General features: G+C 61.2%; 16 protein-coding genes. 4 read left to right on the forward strand and 12 right to left on the reverse strand.

Annotation, left to right across the window (positions count from 1 at the left end):
- Positions 1-48: 48 nt before the first annotated feature.
- Positions 49-2292: a hypothetical protein gene (locus tag OUZ45_RS04085; protein WP_266168647.1), complete on the reverse strand. Its 2244-nt coding sequence runs from the start codon at positions 2290-2292 to the stop codon at positions 49-51.
- Between the two features lie 170 nt (positions 2293-2462).
- On the opposite strand from OUZ45_RS04085, the gene OUZ45_RS04090 reads away from it, so the two are divergent.
- A complete protein-coding gene (locus OUZ45_RS04090) occupies positions 2463-2696 on the forward strand; it encodes a hypothetical protein (protein WP_266168648.1) in 234 nt (77 codons plus the stop codon).
- A 50-nt stretch (positions 2697-2746) separates the two neighbouring features.
- Here OUZ45_RS04090 and OUZ45_RS04095 read toward each other — a convergent pair whose 3' ends face one another.
- Both OUZ45_RS04095 and OUZ45_RS04100 read right to left on the reverse strand, forming a co-directional pair.
- On the reverse strand, positions 2747-4408 hold the full coding sequence (locus OUZ45_RS04095; protein WP_266168649.1) for an MFS transporter: 1662 nt from the start codon (positions 4406-4408) through the stop codon (positions 2747-2749).
- Positions 4409-4523: 115 nt separating this feature from the next.
- The gene (locus OUZ45_RS04100) at positions 4524-6005 is read right to left on the reverse strand and encodes a hypothetical protein (RefSeq protein WP_266168650.1); all 1482 of its coding nucleotides are present in this window, start codon (positions 6003-6005) and stop codon (positions 4524-4526) included.
- 461 nt (positions 6006-6466) lie between these two features.
- On the opposite strand from OUZ45_RS04100, the gene acs reads away from it, so the two are divergent.
- The 3 genes from acs (at position 6467) to OUZ45_RS04115 (ending at position 10086) form a co-directional block, all read left to right on the forward strand.
- Complete coding sequence (gene acs, locus OUZ45_RS04105) at positions 6467-8407, forward strand: acetate--CoA ligase (RefSeq protein ID WP_266168651.1); 1941 nt, start codon at positions 6467-6469, stop codon at positions 8405-8407.
- Between the two features lie 200 nt (positions 8408-8607).
- A complete protein-coding gene (locus OUZ45_RS04110; protein ID WP_266168652.1) occupies positions 8608-9255 on the forward strand; it encodes a 4'-phosphopantetheinyl transferase family protein in 648 nt (215 codons plus the stop codon).
- A gap of 87 nt (positions 9256-9342) precedes the next feature.
- Positions 9343-10086: a pyridoxine 5'-phosphate synthase gene (locus OUZ45_RS04115; RefSeq protein WP_266168653.1), complete on the forward strand. Its 744-nt coding sequence runs from the start codon at positions 9343-9345 to the stop codon at positions 10084-10086.
- Positions 10087-10335: 249 nt separating this feature from the next.
- Here OUZ45_RS04115 and OUZ45_RS04120 read toward each other — a convergent pair whose 3' ends face one another.
- The 9 genes from OUZ45_RS04120 to dnaA form a co-directional block, all read right to left on the reverse strand.
- Positions 10336-10743: an ExbD/TolR family protein gene (locus OUZ45_RS04120; protein WP_266168654.1), complete on the reverse strand. Its 408-nt coding sequence runs from the start codon at positions 10741-10743 to the stop codon at positions 10336-10338.
- A 6-nt stretch (positions 10744-10749) separates the two neighbouring features.
- Positions 10750-11163 (reverse strand): ExbD/TolR family protein, encoded by a 414-nt coding sequence (locus tag OUZ45_RS04125; protein ID WP_266168655.1) that lies wholly within the window; start codon positions 11161-11163, stop codon positions 10750-10752.
- 11 nt (positions 11164-11174) lie between these two features.
- Positions 11175-11927, reverse strand: coding sequence for a MotA/TolQ/ExbB proton channel family protein (locus OUZ45_RS04130; protein WP_266168656.1), 753 nt, complete (start codon positions 11925-11927; stop codon positions 11175-11177).
- A 47-nt stretch (positions 11928-11974) separates the two neighbouring features.
- A complete protein-coding gene (locus OUZ45_RS04135; protein ID WP_266168657.1) occupies positions 11975-12637 on the reverse strand; it encodes an energy transducer TonB in 663 nt (220 codons plus the stop codon).
- Between the two features lie 212 nt (positions 12638-12849).
- Positions 12850-14148, reverse strand: a complete 1299-nt coding sequence (locus OUZ45_RS04140; protein WP_266168658.1) for a tetratricopeptide repeat protein — start codon at positions 14146-14148, stop codon at positions 12850-12852.
- A 374-nt stretch (positions 14149-14522) separates the two neighbouring features.
- Positions 14523-16940, reverse strand: a complete 2418-nt coding sequence (gene gyrB / locus OUZ45_RS04145) for a DNA topoisomerase (ATP-hydrolyzing) subunit B (RefSeq protein ID WP_266168659.1) — start codon at positions 16938-16940, stop codon at positions 14523-14525.
- Between the two features lie 77 nt (positions 16941-17017).
- The gene (gene recF / locus OUZ45_RS04150; protein ID WP_266168660.1) at positions 17018-18097 is read right to left on the reverse strand and encodes a DNA replication/repair protein RecF; all 1080 of its coding nucleotides are present in this window, start codon (positions 18095-18097) and stop codon (positions 17018-17020) included.
- Between the two features lie 97 nt (positions 18098-18194).
- On the reverse strand, positions 18195-19295 hold the full coding sequence (gene dnaN / locus OUZ45_RS04155; RefSeq protein WP_266168661.1) for a DNA polymerase III subunit beta: 1101 nt from the start codon (positions 19293-19295) through the stop codon (positions 18195-18197).
- Positions 19296-19550: 255 nt separating this feature from the next.
- Complete coding sequence (gene dnaA / locus OUZ45_RS04160) at positions 19551-20903, reverse strand: chromosomal replication initiator protein DnaA (RefSeq protein WP_266168662.1); 1353 nt, start codon at positions 20901-20903, stop codon at positions 19551-19553.
- Positions 20904-20934 lie beyond the last annotated feature (31 nt).

Here is a 20934-nt window from a genome sequence, read left to right on the forward strand (position 1 = left end):
GATTCCGAGCACCGACCGCGCCCGCCTCGCGGTTGCGCAGTAGTTTTGTTAGTGGCTCGAAGGCGACGGTGGCGACAGCTGCTCATCCAGCGCTTCCGCCATGCGCGCCAAGGGGTAGTTCTGTTGCAACTGCCGCCGCAATTCATCGAAGACTGGCGCCGAAATGGTCCACCCCAAGGGGATCGGATAGTCCCCGGAACAGAGGCGGAAATGCCACAGCACATCGCCCTGCGCCGGATCGCCTTGGTTCGGTTGCAAGGTGCGCAGCAACTGCACACGGGCGTACTCGCCACGAGCGCCGTGCGTAGCCAACAGGGCTTTCAGCGGCGCGACGGCTTCACCGCTGAGTGCATGGCCTGCACCTGCTGCTGCCGCCCGGCACGCGGGCGAGTAGAACGGAAGAGGCGCGGAGGGATCATGCTCGTCAACAAAGTCCTCCAGTTCCGGATCGTTGCTGATGTGGATGACGATGAAGCGCAGCGTTTGGCTGCGCCGCGCGGCAACGCTTCGAAGCTGCTGCATCACTTCACGCAACGTGGCAGCCCCCGAGTTCTCGAAATAGCCGCCGTCGACCAATTGCAGGCGTCTAGGTACCGGAGCAGTGACGTCCGGTGCAGGCTCGGTTTCCAAAGTGCCGGCCGGGCTGCTGTAGGTAAAGCGGGCGCTGTTGAGCACCGCCTCGCTCAATGGCGCGCGCGGATCGAGCCAAGCCGAGCCGTCGAACGCCGCTGTCCAGGGCTGCGATGACGGCGATGCCATCGGGCGGAACGGATGCTGGATGAAGCGTCGCCCCTCCGCCACGGTGGTGCTGTTGAGGAACAGGGCAGGCGCGCCGGTATCCACGCTGCCATCGGCCTGACGATAGAGCGCACTGAAAGGTTGTGCGAAGGCGTCGGTGCCCTGCTCGCGTCCGGCGTACTCCCATGCGCGAGTCAGCGCGCGCGAACGATCGTCCAGCCACGCGCCGGGCAGCCAGCGCTGGGTGAAATCGACGAAGAACATGCTGGCCAATGCTGGTGCCAGGAAGTCGTGGTCGAGCAAGGTCTGGGCTCTCGCTTCCAACGTGGTCGTACGCGACGGGGAAGCTTGCCGCAGCAGGGCTACATACGCTGCCAGGCCAAGACTGCCGCCGGAGACTCCGCTGCCAGCGAACAGGTAGCGGCCGAGCAAGGGCTCCCCCATGGCGGGATGCCGCGCATCGACCATGGCCGTCAGTCGCCCCAGCACCATCGCGGTCCACGCCGCCCCGCGAATACCGCCGCCCTCCGCCGTGGCGAGCACCACCGGGCATACCGCCCTGCCTGCGCAACGCGAATCCAGCCAGGCGTTGGCGTAGTCGTCGAAAGCAGGTCGCGTGTCGACCGGCGCGGTTTCGGGATGCTGGTGCGTGCTCATCGCCGGGTACTGCCGCACGCGATGATTGTCGTTGAGATGCAACCAGTGCAATGCCGCACTGAGGAGCAGCAAGCCGCTCAACAAAGGAAAGCCACGCCGGTCCGCCAGCATGCACAGCAAGCCGCCGCTGAAGCACAGGAAGCTCGCCGCGATCAGCAGGATCGCCAGCGGGCCGATGCCATCCAGCAGTTCCGGACGCCATGCGATCCATACCGTGGCGACGATGTTCAGTGAGATGGTCAACGTATACAGCCGCAGCGGGGTGCGTCCCAGCTGACCGACCCGTTCCACACGCTGCTCATCCGAGTGCAACTCGCACATGGGTATCCGGCTGGCAGCGCGTGGCAACGCGTTCACCAAGCGGCGGCGAGTGATGAAGAACAAGATCAGCATCACGGACTCGATCACTAGTCCCGCCGCACGCCAGATGCGCTGCTGGCAGTCCAGAGTGATGCTGCAGGGGCCATGTGGCACGGTGTCCAGCGCCAGCACGTAACCCAACAGCACCAACAGAGGAATGGATGCGCCAAGCAAGCGCGGTAACCATTGGCGCAGACCCATCCCGCGACGATCCTGCAAGGCGGGCCAGCGTGGATAAGTCAGCCGATAGGCGTTGCGCGCGCCATACCAGATCGCTAGCCCGGCCAGTGCGCTGCTGGCGAGCAGGCCGAGATAGCGGCCGGTGCTCGGGTCGGTCCAGACCGCGATCAAGAACAACTCGGCAGCCTGATCCACACCGATCGCGATAAAAGCGCCGATGATCACCACCAGCAGGGACACCCGCACGGGCTTGAAGTGATCGAGCAGCAGTGCAAACACCGTGCCTACCCCATCGATGGATCGCCATAACCCGCCGGGTCGCTCGGACGGGTCGATGGAAAGAGGCATCTCCTGCATGAACCAGTCTCGAAGCCTGCCGGTAGTGACGGCCGATCTTACGCTGCCGTGCCGGCAGGTTTGTGGACGGCATGGCAAACCCGGGGCAGCCAGATAGCTAAGATCCGCCCGATAGCTGGGGTAGCGTTATGATTTACCCAGCCGTTCTTCCGTGCGTGTAGGGGGCATCCATGCGCTGGTTCTTCCTGATCGGTACCTTGCTCGCCTTCGTGCTGTGCTTTACCCGGCATAGCGGCGGCGCGATGGGCTTGTGGCTGTTGATCGGTGTCATCGGCTTATTCGCCACCGTGCTGGCGTTTGCGCAGCAGCGGATCAGTGCCAGCTCGCGCATCGAGACGTTGTCGGACTACGACATCCAGCGATTGCGTGAAGGCAAGCCACCCTTGAACGACCTGCACCGCTGAAACAAAAAGGCGCAGCCACGGCTGCGCCTTTCGCTCATGCGACCGTCGTTTCATCCATGCCGGATATCGACATCCTTGGTCTCGCGCAGAAACAGCAGACCGATGAAGAAGGTGCCGACGGCGACGATGATCGGGTACCACAGGCCGTAGTAGATATCGCCCTTCCAAGCCACGAGCATGAAGCCAATGGTGGGTACGAAGCCGCCGAACCAGCCGTTGCCGATGTGGTACGGCAAGCTCATTGAGGTATAGCGGATACGAGTGGGGAACATCTCCACCAGCCACGCGGCGATGGGGCCGTAGACCATGGTCACGTAGAGCACCAGGATCGTCAGCAGCACCAACAACATCGGGTAGTTCGATTGCGCGGGGTCGGCCTTGTCCGGATAGGCGGCCTGCTTCAACACTGCGCCTGCGGTGGTGCCGAAGGTCTTGCTCTTCGCGGCGAAGGCGGCGCCGTCCAGGTTACCGCCCTCGAACGAATCGAGCAGGTTATTGCCGATCTTCACCTGGGCCAGCGTACCGGTCGGCGCGGCTTCGTTCTTGTACGGAATGCCCTTCTTGGCCAGGAAGGTCTTGGCCACATCGCAGGAGCTGGTGAATTTGCCCTTGCCCACAGGATCGAATTGGAAGCTGCATGTGTTCGGGTCGGCGATCACCGTCACCGGTGCGGTAGCGGCGGCGCTCTCGATGGCCGGGTTACCGAAGTGGGTGATGCCTTTGAAGATCGGAAAATAGGTAAGCGCGGCAATCAAGCAGCCGGCGAGCACAATGGGCTTGCGACCGATGCGATCCGATAACCAGCCAAAGAACACGAAGAAAGGTGTGCCGATGAGTAGCGCACCCGCGATCAATAGATTCGCCGTGGTGCTGTCGATCTTCAGGCTCTGGGTCAGGAAGTACAGCGCATAGAACTGGCCCGTGTACCACACCACCGCCTGACCGGCGGTCGCACCGAGCAGCGCCAGAATCACCACCTTCAGGTTCTTCCACTGACCAAAGGCTTCGGTCAGCGGCGCCTTGGAATGCTTGCCCTCGGCCTTCATCTGCTGGAACACCGGCGATTCCTGCAGCTGCAGGCGGATGTACACCGACACCGCCACCAGCACCGCGGACACCAGGAACGGAATGCGCCACCCCCAGCTTTCGAAGCCCGCATCGCCCAGGCTCAGGCGCGTACCCATGACCACCAGCAACGACAGGAACAGACCGAAGGTGGCGGTGATCTGGATGAAGCTGGTGTACAGACCGCGCTTGCCCTGAGGCGCGTGTTCGGCCACATAGGTGGCTGCACCGCCGTACTCGCCACCCAGCGCCAGGCCTTGCAGCAAACGCAATGCGATCAACAACACCGGCGCAACGATGCCCACCGAGGAGTAGTCGGGCAGCACGCCGACCAGGAAGGTCGACATACCCATGATGACAATGGTGATGAGGAAGGTGTATTTGCGCCCGATCAAATCGCCCAGGCGGCCGAACACGATGGCGCCGAATGGACGCACCGCGAAACCGGCGGCGAAGGCCAGCAGCGCGAAGATGAATGCGCTGGTCTCGTTGAGGCCCGAGAAGAAGTGCTTGCCGATCAATACGGCGAGCGACCCGTACAAGTAGAAGTCGTACCACTCGAAAGCGGTGCCGACACTGGAGGCCAGCACGACTCTGCGGTGACTGATGCCAAGCGGACCTCGGGCGTCTGTTGCTGTTGTAGCCATGATGCTCCCCTACTGAAAAGTTGAACCGCCTCGTTTCAACCATCACGGCGAAGTCAGAGCATGCGGTGCACTCGATGATAGGGCGGCGACAGCAAACCTGTCGCCGCCCATAAGCTCAGAACTTGTACAGCGCGCTGAGACTGACCTGGTTGCCATTGATGCCCTTGCGCGCGCCCGTAGCACCAGTTTGATAATGCAAGTTGTCGTAAATCCACTCGATGCCCAGTTCGTAGGCGCCGGAGGCATATTGCAGGCTTAGCGCCGCCTGCTCATCCTTCAATAGCGCATTGGAGGCGGGGCTGGTAATGGTCCAACGGATCACGTCGGTCTTGTTCGGCTTGTTGAGCGAATAGAACGCGTTGACGCTCCACTTCGACATGAAGGTGTAGCCCGCCTGCACGAAACCACCCGCTTCGCTGATGTCGCCGAACTGCGACATGGCACCGAAGATCTGCCCCAGGCCGTTACCCGCGTAGACCAGGCCCTTGAACGTCCACGGCCCCGGCTTCCACTGGCCGCCCACCTCATAGCCGACGCTCTTGATCTTGTCCCTGATCGGCGTGGGGAAGGAGTTGTTCACGCCCTTGAGATCAAGCGAGGCATAGTGCGCCACGAAGTACGCCATCCAGTTCTTGTCCGCTACACGCAGGCGTGCTTCGACCTGTGGCTGGAAGTGCGCGTTGCCGGCGGTCAGGTAATTGATCGTATTGGTGCCGCCCGCCGGATTCGGGCCGCTCCAGTTGCCCTCGAAGGCGCCCACGTCCAATCGCCATTTGAGACCGTCGGAACCATGGTTGAGATCTTGCATCCACACCACGCCCGGATAGCGCCAGCCGATCAAGCCGGACCCAAAGCCCAACGGGAAGGCGATATGCGAGAGCGAAGTGGGCACATAGTCCAGCGGGAACATCAAATCCCACTGCTGGCCGATGCGAACGGTGCTGCCCGAGTTCGGATTGGTCAGCTCCATATACGCCTGGCGCAGGCGCGGAATCGGCTGCTGCTGGGAGTAAGCGCCGGTGCCGTTGAATCCCCCGAAGAAGTCCATTTCGATACGGCCGCCGCCGCCCCAGTTCTCGTTGAGCTTGGCACCGGTGAAGTCCAGCCAGAAACGCGTGTTGCGGACATCCACACCGCTGAGCGCACCGGAGTTGGCCTTGGCCGGCACGGCTGGAATTTCGGCATTCTGGCCGTTGCCATAGGTGAAGGTTTTGTCCTGACCGAACGCGCTGGCGCTGATGAAGCCATGCAACGCCACCGACACGCCCGGCGCAGTGGTAAATGCAGGCTTGGTTTCCGCGGCCGATTTCTTAGCCGCCTCCACCTGGACGGAGGTCGCCTCGGCAGTGGCTTGGGCGGTCTGAGCCGTCTGAGCAACTTGCGTGGTGGCCGCCTTCTGCTCCTGGATCATGCTCTTGAGCTCGGCCAGCTCCTGCTCCAGCTGGGTCACGCGTGATTCGAGCTGTTTTTCGCGGGTGCTCTGATTTTTCGTCGTACTGGTTTTTTGCGCGGCATGCGCGCCCATGGGCAACGCCAACGCGGCGGCGATACCCAAGACGAGCACCGTACGGTGACTACCGAAACGTGTGAGAACCATGGTCTTGCCTCCCCAGGCGATGGCCAAGAGCCTGTTTAAAGGCTCCGTGTAGCGCGCGTTGATTCGCTGGGGCGCCAAGTGCTGGGGCGTGGCGCAGTGTCTGGCTGATGGCCAGGTCCAACCGCACACCGCCGCCTGGCGCCCACAACGATTCAACCCTCCGGGCCGGATCGGTTTGCGCGCATGGCATCGTCATCCCTCGGTTGTGTACGGGGCGTACACGCCCTCGTTTTTCCTGCCATGCGCCCAAGCTGCCCCAGCGCGAGCCACGCGGAGTCTTTAGACAGGTTCTTAGCCGAGCATGGTGATGCTGCGTTGGGGCGCCTATTCCCCATGGGTCGAACCTCGACCAAAGTCGAAGCGCGTCCTTCGCGTCCGAATTGCCGGGCTTTCGCTACACTCGGGCGTTACACCGCCTGGCAAAGGGTTTGCCGCGGTATCCAACGTTTGCGGAGCCCACTATGTCCAAGCGCTACCCCGTCCAGCCCGAGTTCGCCGCCAAGGCACACGTCCGCAAGGACGATTACGACCGCCTCTATGCGGAATCCGTGCGCGACCCGGAAGCCTTCTGGGGCCGTATTGGCCAGCGGCTGGACTGGACCAAGGCGCCGAGCAAGATCAAGAACGTGTCCTACGATCCGAAGAACCTGCATATCCGCTGGTACGAAGATGGTGAGCTCAATGTCTCCGCCAATTGCCTCGACCGGCACCTGGCCGAGCGCGGGGACAAGACCGCCATCATCTTCGAGGGCGACGACCCGAACGAGTCACGCCGCATCACCTATCGCGAGCTGCATGCGGAAGTGTGCAAGTTCGCCAACACGCTGAAGAACCTTGGCATCACCAAAGGCGACCGCGTGGCCATCTATATGCCGATGATCCCCGAGGCCGCCGTGGCCATGCTGGCCTGTGCGCGTATCGGCGCAGTCCACTCGGTGGTGTTCGGTGGCTTCTCACCGGATTCACTGGCGGGCCGCATCGCCGACTCCACCGCCAAGCTGATCGTTACGGCCGATGAAGGTTTGCGCGGCGGCAAGAAGATCCCACTCAAGGGCAATGTCGACGCGGCGCTGGAGCGCCCCGGCACCAACAGTGTGGAAACCGTGATCGTGGTGCGTCGCACTGGCAGCGCCGTGCCCATGCAATCGCCGCGCGATCGCTATTACCACACGCTGATGGAAGGCCAGTCTGTCGACTGCCGGCCCACGCCAGTGGAAGCCGAGCATCCGCTGTTCATCCTCTACACCTCCGGCTCCACCGGGCAGCCGAAGGGCGTGCTGCACACTTCGGGCGGTTATCTGGTTTACGCCAGCTACACGCATGAATTGGTGTTCGATCTGCGCGAGGACGACGTGTACTGGTGCACCGCCGACGTCGGCTGGGTCACTGGCCACAGTTATGTGGTGTACGGACCGCTGGCCAACGGCGCGACCACGGTCATGTTCGACGGCGTGCCGAACTACCCCGACACCAGCCGCTTCTGGCAGGTGGTGGACAAACACAAGGTCTCGCTTTTTTACACCGCACCCACCGCGATCCGCGCGCTAATGCGCGAGGGTGAGGCGCCGGTGAAGAAGTGCTCGCGCGCCAGCTTGCGCCTGCTTGGTTCAGTCGGCGAGCCGATCAATCCGGAAGCATGGGAGTGGTATTACCGCGTGGTCGGTGATGAGCGCTGCCCGATTGTGGACACCTGGTGGCAGACCGAAACCGGCGGCATCCTGATTACGCCGCTGGCCGGCGCCATCGACGCCAAGCCTGGCTCCGCCACGTTACCGTTCTTCGGCATCAAGCCGGCCATCGTCGACGCCAGTGGTGCGGTGCTGGAAGGCGCAACCGAAGGCAACTTGGTCATCGCCGACTCGTGGCCCGGCCAGATGCGCACTGTCTATGGCGACCATCAGCGCTTCATCGAAACCTATTTCACCGCCTATCCGGGCAATTACTTCACCGGCGACGGCGTGCGCCGTGATGAGGATGGCTACTACTGGATCACCGGCCGCGTCGACGACGTGATCAACGTCAGCGGTCACCGCATCGGCACTGCCGAAGTGGAGAGCGCGCTGGTGGCGCATCCGAAGGTGGCTGAAGCCGCTGTGGTCGGTTGTCCGCACGAGATCAAGGGCCAGGGCATCTATGCCTACGTCACGTTGATCGCCGGCGAACAAGGCAGCGACGAGCTGCGCAAGGAGCTGATCGCGTGGGTGCGCAAAGAAATCGGCCCGATCGCCACGCCGGATTACCTGCAGTGGGCACCGAGTCTACCGAAAACCCGCTCAGGCAAGATCATGCGCCGCATCCTGCGCAAGATCGGCGAGAACCAGCCCGATCAACTCGGCGACATCTCCACGTTGGCCGACCCGAGCGTGGTGAAGAACCTCGTGGATGAGCGGCTGATCAAATAACAGCAGCTGTAGGAGCGCACCCTGTGCGCGATGGGCGATGCGATGGAAGGGCATCGCGCACAGGGTGCGCTCCTACCTCCAACCGAGCTCATCCATATCCGATGTCCTGATCGCCTTCCCGTCCCGACCTGTTTCAAAGTCCCCGGCGCGCCTAACCGTGCCTGCTTGTTCGATTCCCGGCCGGCCGGCACCATGCGCGTATGACGACAACGGAAAGCAAAGTTCCAGCGGAAGCAGCGGAGCACCTGCGCGAAGATGAGATTCATGTGTGGCGGCTGGAGTACGACCATCACCAAGGTCGTGAGCCCTTTCATGCGTTGTTGGCGGCCTATCTCGGCCATGCGGCCGACGATATACGTCTAGGGGCCGGCGAGTATGGCCGCCCCATGCTGACCGCACCGCACGATCCGGATTTGCACTTCAACTGGAGCCATAGCAGCGACCAGGCATTGTTTGCGATCGCCCGTGGTGTCGAGCCGGGCGTGGATCTGGAGCGCTTGCGCGAACGGCCGCGTGCGCTGGCTATCGCCGAACGTTACTTCAGCGCGGATGAAGCCGCCGTACTCGCAGCCCTCGACGCTTCCGCGCGTGATGCGGCATTCCTCCAGCTATGGACGGCCAAAGAAGCCGTCTTGAAGGCAACCGGCCGCGGCCTCGCCTTCGGTCTGCATCGGCTGAGCATCGCCAGCGAAGCGGAACGGCTTGCGCTACGTTTCCTCGATGGTGAACTGCCCACCCAATGGCAGCTGCATCGTCTGAACCTCGATGTCGATCACGTGGGCAGCCTGGCCTGGCGTGGCGGCCCGCGTACGATCCGCCTGCGGACACTTGCCCCGTTCCGCCGATAGGCGCAATGTTTCCGGCCCTCCTTCTCAGTGGGCCGCGGGTTGTCATCGCTGCCCACCGCGATTCCATCCACATTAGCCGACGTGCCTATGACCCTGCTGAGCGTCAACCTCAACAAGATTGCCGTGCTGCGCAATTCGCGTGGCGGTGACGAGCCAAGCATCATCCGAGCTGCGCAGACTTGTATCGAGTCCGGGTGTGGCGGCATCACCGTACATCCCCGACCCGATCAGCGTCACGTACGGCCGGACGATGTTCGCGCTCTGGCCGCCATGTTGCGCGGTCGCGTGGAGTACAACATCGAAGGCAATCCGTTCGCTCCGGCGAGGGGAAGTTATCCGGGGCTGATTGAACTCGCGCGCGAAGTGCGTCCCACCCAGGTCACGCTGGTCCCGGACAGCGACGGTCAGATCACGTCCGATCACGGCTTTGATTTGCAGCGCGATATTGAGCGACTGCGGCCGCTGGTCGATACGTTGCGCAGTATCGGCTGTCGCGTGAGTTTGTTTGTCGATGCAGGCGCCGAAGGTTTTGAACAGGCCGCCGCTATCGGCGTGCAACGCATTGAGATCTATACCGGTCCCTACGCGCATGCATTCGCCGAGGGTGATGCACACGAGAACCTCGCGCTATGCGCCGATACGGCGCGCCGTGCGCAACAGGCTGGCCTTGCGGTCAATGCCGGGCACGATTTAAGCCAGGCCAATCTTGGGACGTTCAAGGCAGCTATCCCTGGCCTTGCCGAGGTATCCATCGGTCACGCCTTGATCAGCGAGGCGTTGTACGAAGGGCTCGCCACTACGGTGCGCAACTATCTTCAGATTCTGCGCTGAGCGGATTTTGCTGATCTGGGTAAGGACTTGCCGGCGACGAGCGAAACAGGGTGGTTCGTCTTCCGAGCACTTAGTCAGCGATGGCCGTTTGGAAGGCCAAATCTGATCGTTCCGAAGCAGATTCAGATAGGTGCTCCATGAGCGCATCACGCCGCGATATCGCCAGCATTCCGAAAACAAAAACCCCCGCGCGAGGCGGGGGGTTTTGCGGGTAGCGTTGCATTGATCCGCCAGTGGATTACCTAGGGATCACTGACCTTCCGTAAAGCCGATCTTGGTCAGACCGTAGCTCTTTGCATCGGCCAGGACTCGGGCCACATGCTCGTAAGCCACGCCGTCATCAGCATTGATCTGCAGCTCGGGCTGGTTGGACTGGCTGGCGATCACCGCGATCTGCGCCTTGAGGCCCAGCTCGTCGACCGGTGTGTCGTTCCAGTACAGCGCGCCCGACTGGTCGATCTTCAGACGGATCGGATCCAGCGGGTTTTCCGGCTGAACCACGTTCGGGTTCGGCTGCGGAAGGTCGATCTTCACTTTGTGCGTCAGGATAGGAGCCGTGATCATGAAAATGATCAGCAACACCAGCATCACGTCGACCAGCGGCGTGACGTTGATATCCGCCATCGGCCCCTTGCCGCTTCCAGAACTGAATGCCATGACTGCTTACTCCTTGCCGGTCGTAATGAAACCGACATGGACCATGCCTTGATCCTTGGCGCTGCCAAGGATCTTGCGCACGATCTTGTACTCCGTCGCCTTGTCCGCACGGATCTGAAGTTCCGGCTGCGGTGATTTGGCCGCCGCAACCGCAAACTGTGCCTTCAGCTCGGCCTCGGTGACTTCGAGGTCATTGAGGTACATGCTGCCATCCGCCTTGACGGCCAGATCCATGGGCTCGACCTGCTCCGTATCCACAACCTTCGGATTCGCGGTCGGCAATTCAACGGTGATCCGGTGGGACATCAGTGGCGCGGTGATCATGAAAATGATCAACAGCACCAGCATCACGTCGACGAGCGGCGTGACGTTGATTTCCGACATCGGACCGCCGGAACTGTCTCCAGTGCTCATCGCCATGGGTCAATCCCTCACTTGCCTTCGACGCGAGCGCCGGTGGCGAAGAAGTCGTGCAGGTCGTGCGCGAACTCGTCGAACTTAGCGTAGGTCAGGCGATTCGAACGGTTGAAGAAGTTGTAGGCAAGCACGGCCGGGATCGCGGTGAACAGACCGAACGCGGTCATGATCAACGCCTCACCCACCGGACCAGCCACCGCTTCCATCGAAGCATTGCCCGTTGCCGAGATCTTGATCAGGGCGTGGTAGATGCCCCACACGGTACCGAGCAGACCGATGAACGGTGCCGAGGAACCGACTGTGGCGAGCAGGGTCAGGCCGCCTTCGAGACGCAGACTCTCGCGAGCCACGGCCTGGCGCAGGGCGCGGTCGATGAACTCGGAGCGGCTCAGCGACTCGGCCAGACGACCGGCGCCGGTGGAAGCCTGCTGGTGATGGGCGACCGCCGAAGCAGCGTCCAGTGCAATCTTCGAGAAGGGTTCGCCCTTCGGCTGGGCTTCCAGCTCACGGATGGCGTCCTGGGTGGAGCCATTGGTCCAGAAGCCGTTGATCACCTTATCGGCGCGGCCGCTGACCGAAGCGTTTCGGATCGCATTTGCAATGATGAAGTACCAAGAGGCGAAGGACATCACCACTAGCACCACGAACACGATCCAGCCAAGGAAATCGAAGTTGTGGATGAGATGGTCGAAGCCCATCGACTTCATGGCTTCGGCGTTGGAGGTGCCGCCCGCGCCCGGGGTCGGAGAAGGAGTCTGTTGGAACATAACGCTACCCTTGGAAAGTCAAGCGTGAACTGGGTCTGTAACCGAAATTACAGCTGATTGAGATTGAAGTTGACTGGAACGCGCACGTAACCCTCGGTTTTCTGCCCGTTCCTGATGTTCGGATTGAAGCGCCACTTGCGCGCCGTTTCAATCGCGGCCTGATCCAGCTCTCGGTAACCGCTGGACGTTTCCACCTTAATGTCCTTGGGCGCACCATCCACGCCGACCAAGATCATCAGGGTAACCGTGCCCTCGTGACGCTGGCGAATAGCCTGCGGCGGATACTTGGGCTGAATACGGCTGTTATAGCTGATGTCCTGACTGGCGGTGATATCCGCAGGCGGTGCCGGAGGTGCAGGCGGCGCAGGCGGTGGTGCCGGAATTGCGTTTGTCGACGCTTCCTCAACAGCCGGCGGCGGAGCCGGCGGTGGCTGGGACGGCGGCGGCTTGACCTGCTGAATGATCTTCGGCGGCGGCTGCTTTGGCGGTTCCGGCGGCGGAGGCGGCGGAGGCGGCGGAGGCGGTGGCGGCTCGATGAAATTCACCTGCACGATGCGTTCCTTCTGCTTCTGCTCCTGCTTTGGCGGAGCCATCGGCGCCACCAATATCAAGAACGCGAACGCATGCAGCGCGATGGCAACAGCCAGCGCCCAGGTACGCCTCCAATTGAACGGCCCTTGTTGGCCGGTTGCTTCGTTACTTGAGGCCATCTGTCACTATCTGGAGCTAGTCAATCGGTAAGACGTGGTCACGACACTTAGCGGCGAATCCATCCGCGGAGGGATGACATTTGCCACTGGACACGAGCACGGAAAGGTTTCAACGGTACAACAGCACATGGCGTTTGTATAGCACCTGAGGGGCAGATAAATGGACGTCTATCTGCACCTTTCAAAGTTCTTGCAAAACACCTGAGCTGGACTTACTTGCCGCCTCCTGCCTGCGCCTGCTTAAGCCACGCCTTTGCCTTGGCGGCCGTATCAGGATCCTGTGCAGCCTTCTGCATGGCTGCGATCGCGCCCGGCTTGTCCTTGAGCCCGCGGCAAGCTTCGGCCAGCAGCATGTAGGCGGTGCCTTTACGCTGCACGCCCTTATCAATGCCCTGCTGGATCAGCGTCTTCGCTTCGCCGAACTTGCTCTCGCTCAGCAGCAGCTGGCCAGCGCGGATGGCTGCTTCGCCATCCTTAGCCAGCGGCATGGCCTTCTGATAAGCCTGGATGGCCTTACTCGGGCTGTCCGCGACATAGGAGGCATCGCCGAGCAGCTTGTAATTGTCGTAGCTGGACGTCACCACGCCCTTGCTCATGCCATCTTCCAGCGCCGCCACAGCCTTGTTGGCGTTCGGCTTGGGATCGGAGCTCTCCTGACCGGTGATCAGGTACAGCTTGGCAAGATTGACGTAGTCCTTCTCCGCCTTGAACGCGCCGGCCGCTTTGGCCTTCTCCATCAGCTGGATCGCTTCCGGATACTTCTGCGACTGCATCAACACCGCCACGGCGTTGTTGAGCGCGGTGGAATCGTTCGGATTGGCAGCGAGCTGCTTCTGCGCGAGGTTCGCGGCCTCCTCGCCCTGGCCGGATTCGGCATAGCTGGCCATCAGGATCTGGTTCCAGCTGTCGTTCGGCTTGTCGGTCATCGACTGGGCCTTCTTGATCGCGGCAATCGCCTGCGGGTACTTCTCAAGACGGTAATAGGCATTGCCTTCGAGCGCATACGAGTCGGCGGTTTCCTTCTTGCCTTCGGTGCGCCACTTGGTAAGGGTGTCGATGGCAGGCTGGTACTGCTCGTTGGCCAGGTAGAACTGGGCCAGCATGTACTCGAGCTGGAAATAGGTGTCGTTCGGCATGGTGCCGTTGTCGAGTGCGCGCTTGAGCAGGTCGATGGCGCCCTTCACGTCGCCGTCGTTGTAGTGCAGGTTGGCCAGGCCTTGCAGAGCCAAAGCCTGGGCATACTTGCTCTTGCTGCTGTCGATGATCGGCTGAAGGACCTGGACTGCTTTGTCCTTCTCCTGCGCATTCACCGCGTCCAGACCTTCGTTCAAGGCCTTCTGATCTTTCTCGCTGGTGAGATCCAGCTTCGGCTCGGTGCGTGTCGCGTTCGGGTACAGCGCTTCCTTCTTCTCCTTGGAAGCATTGCTGTCTTTCGCGATCACCGGGCTACTCGCCAAAGTCAGCGCAAGCGCCGCACCGGCGAGCATCTTGATCAGGGGAACGTGCTTCATGGCAGTCCTCGTGTAAGGTTTCACGCACAAAGGTACGCGGGGGATCGCTGAGCGTAACCTGAGCTGGCATCCAGAAACAAGTTGCAGTGCCGCAATAAAGATTGTTAAAAATCAATAAGTTGGAACATTCACTGGCGAATCTTGGAGAAATGGCTCGTGCCGAACGTCACGTAGTCCTAGACGCACAGCTCAAACAGACGCTCTCTTGCCCTGGCTGACGACGACCACACGGATCGTTGTCAGCGTCCCTCATCGACTCTGAAGGGTGTGCCCTGATTGTATTTATGTACTAGTGCATTAGTACTACACAGTCAAAGAAAAGGCCGATGACGGATATCGCGAGAGCGATCCCCATCACCGGCCCTGGGCAGCATTCAGATATCGAGGTTGGCGACCTTCAATGCGTTCGCTTCGATAAAGTCGCGCCTCGGCTCCACCGCCTCGCCCATCAGCATGGAGAACATCTGATCGGCGGCGAAGGCGTCCTCGATACCCACCTGCAACATACGGCGGGTTTCCGGGTTCACTGTGGTTTCCCACAGCTGTTCCGGATTCATTTCACCGAGGCCCTTGAAGCGCTGGATGGTACGGCCCTTCTTGCCCTCATCCAGCAACCAGCCGCGCGCTTCGGCAAAGGTCAACACGCCACGAGAAGCATTGCCGCGACGAACCACAGCGTCTTTCTGCACTAGTCCAGCGACCTGCTGGCTGGCGTTGAGAATCGGGCGGAACTCTGAGCTGGTGAAGAACGGCTGCGGCAGAAGCCAGGTGTGGCTGAGACCGTGTTGGTCGCGGATCACCTCGATCGCCGCCGGCTGCTCGTCATGCGCGGGACGCAACGACAAACGATAGCGCGGCTTACCCAGGCCACTGGCGGCGAGGCGCTGGGTGGCGGCATCCAGCCAAGCCTGCATAGCGGAGGCATCGTTCCACAGCGCCGGCTCCATCGGGGTGTGCTCGAGCATCGAGGTCAGCACGGTGGCATCGAAACGATGGCCCAGTCGTTCGATCTGGTCGAGAGCGTGCTGATAGTCGCGCAGCAGCTTTTCCAGCGCTTCGCCGGCGACGGCGGGCGCATCCGGACTGTAGATGAGTTCAGCGTTGTCGACGGCGCTGGAGATCAGGTAAGCGTTGAGTGCCGTATCGTCTTTCATATACAGCTCTTGCTTGCCCTGCTTCACTTTGTAGAGCGGTGGCAGACCGATGTAGATGTGACCGCGTTCGATCAGTTCCGGCATCTGACGGTAGAAGAAGGTCAGCAGCAAGGTGCGGATATGCGAACCGTCCACGTCCGCGTCGGTCATGATGACGATGCGGTGGTAGCGGAGCTTGTCCGGGTTGTATTCCTCCTTGCCGATACCGGTGCCCAGCGCGGTGATAAGCGTGCCGACCTCAGCCGAGGACAGCATCTTGTCGAAGCGCGCCTTCTCGACGTTGAGGATCTTGCCCTTCAGCGGCAACACGGCCTGGGTCTTGCGGTTGCGGCCCTGCTTGGCCGAGCCACCTGCGGAGTCACCCTCGACCAGGAACAGTTCGCACAGCGCGGGATCCTTCTCCTGACAATCGGCGAGCTTGCCCGGTAGACCGGCGATATCCAATGCCCCCTTGCGACGAGTCATTTCGCGCGCTTTACGCGCTGCCTCACGGGCACGGGCCGCGTCGACCACCTTCGATGCGATCGCCTTGGCTTCGCTCGGGTGTTCCAGCAGGAACTCACCGAGTTTCTCGTTGACGGCCTGCTCCACCGCGGTCTTCACCTCGGAGGACACCAGCTTATCCTTGGTCTGCGAGGAGAACTTTGGATCCGGCACCTTCACCGAAAGCACGGCGATCAGGCCTTCGCGCATGTCGTCGCCGGACAGCGCGACTTTGGCGTTCTTGGCCAGGCCTTCTTTCTCGATATAGCCCTGGAGCGAGCGCGTCAGCGCTGCGCGGAACCCGGTGAGATGGGTGCCGCCATCGCGCTGCGGAATGTTGTTGGTGAAGCAGAACATCGTCTCCTGGTAGGAGTCGGTCCACTGCATCGCCAGCTCCACGCTGATGCCGTCCTGCATGGCGCTCAGGCTGATCACGTTGGGGTGCAACGCGGTCTTGAGCTGTGCCAAATGCTGCACGAACGAGCGAATGCCGCCTTCGTAGGCAAAGGTGTCATGGCGGGTCTCGCCACGCTCATCCTTCAGCTCGATAGTCACGCCGGAGTTGAGGAAGGCCAGTTCGCGCAAGCGCTTGGCCAGGATCTCGTAGTGAAATTCGATGTTATTGGTGAACGTTTCCGGGCTAGGAAGGAAACGCACCGTGGTACCACGCTTGTTGGACGGGCCGACCACCTTGACGGGGTACAGCGGCTCGCCCATGGCGTATTCCTGCTGGTGCTCCTTGCCCTCGCGGTGGATGGTCAGCCACAAATGCGAGCTGAGTGCGTTCACGACCGACACACCCACGCCGTGCAGACCGCCGGAAACCTTGTAGGAGTTCGCGTCGAATTTGCCGCCGGCGTGCAGGACCGTCATCACGACTTCCGCGGTCGAGCGCCCTTCTTCCGGGTGGATATCCACCGGAATACCACGGCCGTTATCGCTCACGCTGACCGAACCGTCGTCGTGGATGGTGACGACGACATGGTCGCAATAGCCGGCTAAGGCTTCATCGATGGAGTTATCGACAACTTCGAACACCATGTGATGCAGGCCGGTGCCGTCATCGGTATCACCGATGTACATACCTGGGCGCTTACGCACCGCTTCAAGACCCTTAAGTACCTTGATGTTGCTCGAATCGTAGGATGCGTTCATGCGTCGACCGTTTCCTGGCGCCAGCGACCCTGCCTGGCACGGCGCCTTAATGGCCGGACAGGGGACACAATCGGTGATTATAGCAGGGGCGCCAGATTGCCCTGTTCCACGTGGAACACATGCGCTGGAACGCCCTGTAGGGGCACAGGAAGCTCAGTTCCGGTGATCAGCACCTGCGCACTGGCTTCGTATAGCTGCGCCACTATGGCGCTCTGATGGGCCTGGTCGAGTTCAGAGGCCAAATCGTCCAAACAGACAATGGGCCATTCCCCTCGCCTTTCGGCGTACAGAGCAGCCTGGGCCAGCACGCAGGCCAGCGCGGTCAGTTTCTCCTGCCCGCGAGAGAGATGCTCCCGCAAAGGGGCGTTATCAAAGGCAATCGACCAATCGGCCCGGTGCACTCCAAGAGTCGTGTGGCCGCGAGCCAGATCCCGACCCCGCTGCTCTTCGAGTTCCGCAAGCAATGCTCGATCCTCGGCCCAACCCCGCCGATAGCGCAGTTGTACGGCGCCAAGCTCTGGCAACAGTCCTTGGACACTGTGCGCTAAGAAGGGACGGAGCAAATCCAAGTATCTCTGCCGCATGGCGTCGATTTGCTCGCCGCTTTGGGCTAATTCGGCTTCCCATGGCAGAAAAAGTTCTCCTGGCGCCAGGCTCTTGGACCGGAGCAAGCTATTTCGCTGCTTCAGCGCGCGCTGATATCGGCGCCAAGCCAGTAGGAAATCGTGTTCCACGTGAAACACACCCCAATCAAGATATCGGCGGCGCTCCTCCGCGCCACCCGCAATCAAGGCGTGAGAACCCGGCTCGAAGCACACAACGGCGCACTCACGCACCACCTGCCCTAGTGCAACGCTTTCCCCATCCAGACGCGCCTCCCAGCGAGCCCCCACGCGGCCCAGGCCTATCCGGCCGATTCGCTCGTCTTCGTGGCGTACTTCCGCAAATACGGAAAGCCCCGAAGCCCCCCGTTGCAGTAGGGCATCTTTAGCACCGGCGCGAAACGATCGGCCGTGGGAAAGAAGGAAGGCCGCTTCAAGAATGCTGGTCTTCCCTGCCCCGTTTGGCCCGGCAAACACATGGATTCCGGGGCCTAGATCAATCTGAACGTCAGAAAGGCAACGCAGGCCCTGAACTCGCAAGCGTTCCAATCTCATGTTTGGGAAGCCCTAACGCAAGAACGCCGGAGTGTTCGCTGACAACTCCGGCGTTGCGATGTTTTTCTGTGCCAGTTGGCCGGCATGCTGAACGGCGTCAGAGGCGCAAGGGCATGATCACATGACGCGCCTGCTCGCTATCGCCTTCCTGCACCAAGCAGCTGGACTGGGCATCGCGCAGGTTCAGCCTGGCTTTGTCGCCGCGCAATGCCGACAGCGCATCGAGCAAATAGCCGACGTTGAAACCCACGGCGAGATCGGAAACCACGGTATCGGCTTCCAATTCTTCCACGGCCTCTTCCTGCTCTGGGTTGTGGGCCACGATGCGTAGCTTGCCCGGCGACAGCTCCAGTTTCACGCCGCGATACTTCTCGTTGGAAAGAATGGCGGCGCGCTGCAAAGCACCCCGCAAAACCTCGCGATCCAGCGTGGCGCTCTTGTCGGCGCCGAGCGGAATAACGGCCTCATAGTCCGGGAAGCGACCGTCGATCAACTTGGAGGTGAACACCACATCGCCGCGACGCACGCGCAGGTGGTTTCGTCCGAACTCCAGCTCCACCTGCCCTTCACCGGTTTCGAACAAACCCACCAGCTCGTTGACGCCCTTGCGCGGAATGATGATCTGGCGCCGAGCGGACACCTTGCTGTCGAGCTGGGTCTCCTTCAACGCCAGACGATGCCCATCCGTCGCTACGCAACGCAGGGTGTGCTCCTGCAGATCCAGCAACATGCCGTTCAAGTAGTAGCGCACGTCTTGATTCGCCATGGCGAATGCCGTGCGTTCCATCAGATCGCGCAGCACTTCTTCCGGCAATGACACGCGCTCGACCAGTTCGATCTCGTCGATTGTCGGGAATTCCGTAGCGGGAAGCGTGGCAAGCGTAAAACGGCTCCGACCGGCGCTGAGCGCAACGCGATCGCCATTGAGCTTCAGGTCAATACGCGCGCCATCTGGCAGGGCGCGAACGATATCGAACAGCTTGCGTGCGGGAATGGTGGTTTCGCCTTCCGCCAACTTATCGGCTTCGGTGGTGGCCACCATTTCCACTTCCAGATCGGTGCCGGTAAGCGAAAGCTTTCCGTCGACGACCTTGACCAGCAGGTTGGCGAGGACCGGCAATGTCTGGCGACGTTCAACGACGCCTACGACTTGTTGCAACGGCTTGAGCAGAGCTTCTCGTTGGATGCTGAATTGCATGTAGGCGCTTCCCCTAAACCTGCTGTTCTGTTTTTAAAAGAAGTTATGTAGTGGTGGTAGGTGCCGTGGATAACTCGGAAATCCCGTTTTCTTTATTAAAATCAATAAATTGAATCAATAACACGGTGTGTCCGAACAGGCCCGCAGATTGTGGGTCACTTGTGGATAACTGAGGGGGCCTGAACCATCCACCTATTATCCACAGCTTCCACTACCTGTTTTCAAGCGCTTATCCACGATCGGTGAAACTTAACGTCAACCCGTGAGGATTCGGATGAGCTGTTCCCAGTCTTGCCGCATGCGTGTGTCGGTCTCGCAAAGCTTTTTGATGGTCCGGCAGGCATGCAGCACGGTGGTGTGGTCGCGGCCGCCAAACGCATCGCCAATCTCCGGCAAGCTGTGCTCGGTCAGCTCCTTCGACAAGGACATCGCGATCTGCCGCGGTCGGGCCAGTGAGCGCACCCGACGCTTGGAGAGCAGATCCTGCAAGCGCACTTGGTAGTAGTCGGCCACGATCTTCTGGATGTTCGGCACCGTGACAGCTTGCGCGTGTGTGGCCAGCAGGTCGCGCAGCGTTTCCTCGGCGAACTCGGTGGTAATCGGCTTGCCGTAGAAGTTGGCGCGGGCGGCCAGCGTGTTGAGCGCGCCCTCGAGGTCGCGCACGTTGGAGCGAATGCGCTTGGCGAGCAGCATCGCCACGTTTTCGCTCACTGCCACGCCCTTGTCCTGCGCCTTGGAGAGCAGAATCGCTGCACGGGTCTCGAAATCAGGCGGTTCGATTGCCACCGACAGACCCCAGCCCAGGCGCGACTTCAAGCGCGGCTCCAGCTTGTCCACTTCTTTCGGGTAGCGGTCGCAGGTAAGGATGATCTGCTGCTTGGACTCGAACAACGCGTTGAAAGTGTGAAAGAACTCTTCCTGCGTGGTGTCTTTGCCGGCAAAAAACTGGATGTCGTCGATCAACAGCGCATCCACCGAGCGGAAACGGCGCTTGAACTCGTCCATGCTCTTGGTGCGCAAGGCCTCGATCATCGAGCCTACGAACTGCTCGGAGCGTAGATACAGCACTTTGAAGTCGGGGTTGCGCTCGCGCATCAAATTGCCGGCGGCATGCATCAAGTGGGTTTTGCCGAGACCGGTGCCGCCATACAGCAACAGCGGGTTGTAGGCGCGGCCGGGGTTCATGGCCACCTGCATCGCCGCGGCCTTGCCGAGCTGGTTCGACTTGCCCTCGACGAAGGTTTCGAAGGTGTAGTGCGGATCCAGGTTGTGATTGAAAGTCACCGGCACGGGAGCGGGCGCCGGTTCGGCCCCGGCGGCGGCGGCAGGCCGGGGCATGGCGGACGCCGGACGTGGTGGCACACGCGCCGCGCTTGACCCAACTTCCAGGCGCACCGACAGTTCGTGCCCGGTCAGCTGATGCAGCATGGCCTCGATGCGTGGCAGATAGCGCTCGCGCACGGTATCGAGGGTGTAGGGATTCGGGGCGAACAGCTGCAGTCCCAGCGTATCGTCGCGCGCCTGCAGCGGCATCAGCCAGGTATGCAGGTCTTCCGCGCTCAATTCGCCTTCGAGACGCTCGAGACAGCGCCGCCACAGATCACTCATGGGTATTCTTCAGCCACAGCAGGGGCGCTTA

The sequence above is a fragment of the Dyella subtropica genome (assembly GCF_026283965.1).
GTDB classification, from domain to species: domain Bacteria; phylum Pseudomonadota; class Gammaproteobacteria; order Xanthomonadales; family Rhodanobacteraceae; genus Dyella_D; species Dyella_D subtropica.